Origin of the sequence: Marseilla massiliensis (assembly GCF_016899855.1) — a bacterium.
Lineage (GTDB): Bacteria > Bacteroidota > Bacteroidia > Bacteroidales > Bacteroidaceae > Prevotella.
Window position 1 is genome coordinate 1 of the sequence record NZ_JACJJG010000184.1, and the last position, 2,110, is coordinate 2,110.

Below are 2,110 nucleotides of genomic sequence, written 5' to 3' on the forward strand. Positions count from 1 at the left end.
CTGTGTCGCCGGAACATAATGTTCTTGTAGTGACTGGTTACAGCGGGGCGGAATACCAACCGATACTTGGCTTCCTGAATGTCGGCGACTTTCATAGTGCCGAGCCGTGGCTGTACCAGGGCTGCTTGAAGGAGAACGTCAGGCTGCGCGTACGTAAGTACCTTGAACGTCATTAGACCGTTTACTTCGGGACTTTTTAACTTGTTCTTATGCCTAACCCGTGTCGATTTATATAGCTAAAGGCGCAATCCGTAATATCGGGTTGCGCCTTTTTATGCTTGTCTTGCGGGATTCATTGAATTGCCAGCTCCAGAATGGTCAAGGGCAATGCGACGACATTGTAAACGCTTAGTAATCTGGTATTTACAGAAAGACGGCCTTTTAGCTTACGAAAGACCGTCTTCTGCACGGTAAAAGGTGGCCTTTTACAATGCGAAAGGCCACCTTTCGGAAAACCACCGGCATGCATAGTTTTGCCGGAGTGTGTTTACGTGGTATCAGGATGTCAGGTTGTGTTTTTTTGCCGGTTACGTTTTGGGTTAAGTTGTGTGTCTGGTTACGGTCTCATAGCGCTCGCCGAAGCGGTTGGTGAACACCACTTTCACTTCCTTGCAAGGGCCTTCGGGGCGGCAGCGGAACAGATGTGCCGTCTCCGAACCGCTCTTCCTTTTGCCTTCCTGTATAATGAAAGCTTGGTCGGTGTCGGTGAAGCGCTCCATCGCTCCCATGGGCTTGCCGTCCTGGTACCATTCCACCTTGCACGCGTTGTCGTAGTCCCACACGTTTGCCACTATGCAGTCGGGCTGCGACTCGAACTCGCCCTTGCCGTAAACCCTCATCTGGCGGTCGGCGGGCAGGCCCGTTGACTTGTAGTGCCATCTTATTTCGTCGCCCTTTACGTCGACCACGAGGTAGCCGTTGGGCGCTCCGCAGCGGTTCACTCCGCCTGCCCACCACGCTCCGCAGGCTGCTCCGATGTTGTGTTGGTACAGGTTGGCGTTCACCTCTACGTTCTGGTAATAGTGCGTGTGGCCGCAGAATACGTGTACGCGATAGTCCTTCAGCACCCTTTCGAGCTGTCGGGCGCTGCGTATGTTGCCCTCGCCGCTCACGGTGTTCCAGCCCGCCGCGTGCATGTTAAGCAGCACGAGAGAGCCCTTGGGCACGTAGCTCAGGTCTTTTTCGAGCCACGCAAGCTGTCCGTCCGTTATGTTCTCCATGTACTTGCAGTTGCCCGCGTAGTCGATGTTTTTCATCGTAACGACATGCACTTTGCCTATGTTGAACGAGTAATCCGTCGGTCCGAAATTATTGTTATACACCATCTCTCCGTACACGGGTGTGCCGAGCCTCATGTTGTGCAGGTCCTGCCAGCGCTTGTCGAAGTCGTGGTTGCCTATGCATTGGAACATCGTCATGCCTGTATTCTCTACCGACTTCACGTAGTCTTTGTACAGGGGCATGTTGTCAAAGACAAGGTCGCCAAGGGCTATGCCCACCACTTCGCGGCTCCGTCCCAGCGAGTCTATTGTACGGCGGATGTCGGCGAGCGACTCGTTCCGCCATCTGTTCATGTCGCTTTGCGTGCGTACCTGCGGGTCGGATATGGCTATGTAGTAGAAGTTGTCGGCCGTCTTGCCGCGTCGTTTCAGCGTGAAGTCATGGCCGTCGGCGCTGACAGCCTCGCTAACCGGCACGTAGAAGCCCGCTGCCATGCCGTTGCTGGCCGGCAGTTCGTAGTCCGCAGGGGTGCTGATTGATATGTGCTTACTCACCAATGTGTCGGTAAACAGTGCCCAACGGCCGTCTGCGTCGGTAACGGTAAAGCTTACACCGTCGTTTACCACTACGCCCTTTATGCCTTTACCGTAGGTGTCTTTCACCGTGCCCGATATGTTGAACACCGTCTGACGGGCTACTCCGCCACCCATGAACATCGTACACAGGATAAGCAGAAACAATACCTTTGCCTTCATCTCTTGCGTGATTTAGTTATTAACTAAGGCAAAGATAACTTTCGTTTTTTACATTACGGCTGCGAAAAAAAGACAATAAAATTAAGAATTAAGAGCTTATTAAATTAAGAATTAAGAGTTAAGAATTAAGAAAA

1 protein-coding gene is annotated in these 2,110 nt (G+C 52.4%); it reads right to left on the minus strand.

Features of this window, described 5'->3' with window-relative positions; translation table 11 throughout:
- Positions 1 to 539 precede the first annotated feature (539 nt).
- Positions 540 to 1,976, minus strand: coding sequence for a calcineurin-like phosphoesterase C-terminal domain-containing protein (locus tag H6A34_RS14185; protein WP_205106045.1), 1,437 nt, complete (start codon positions 1,974 to 1,976; stop codon positions 540 to 542).
- Positions 1,977 to 2,110: the final 134 nt, after the last annotated feature.

Coding starts and splice junctions, on each gene's coding strand:
- H6A34_RS14185 (WP_205106045.1), bottom strand. CDS start 1,976: ATGAAGGCAAAGGTATTGTTTCTGCTTATCCTGTGTACGATGTTCATG.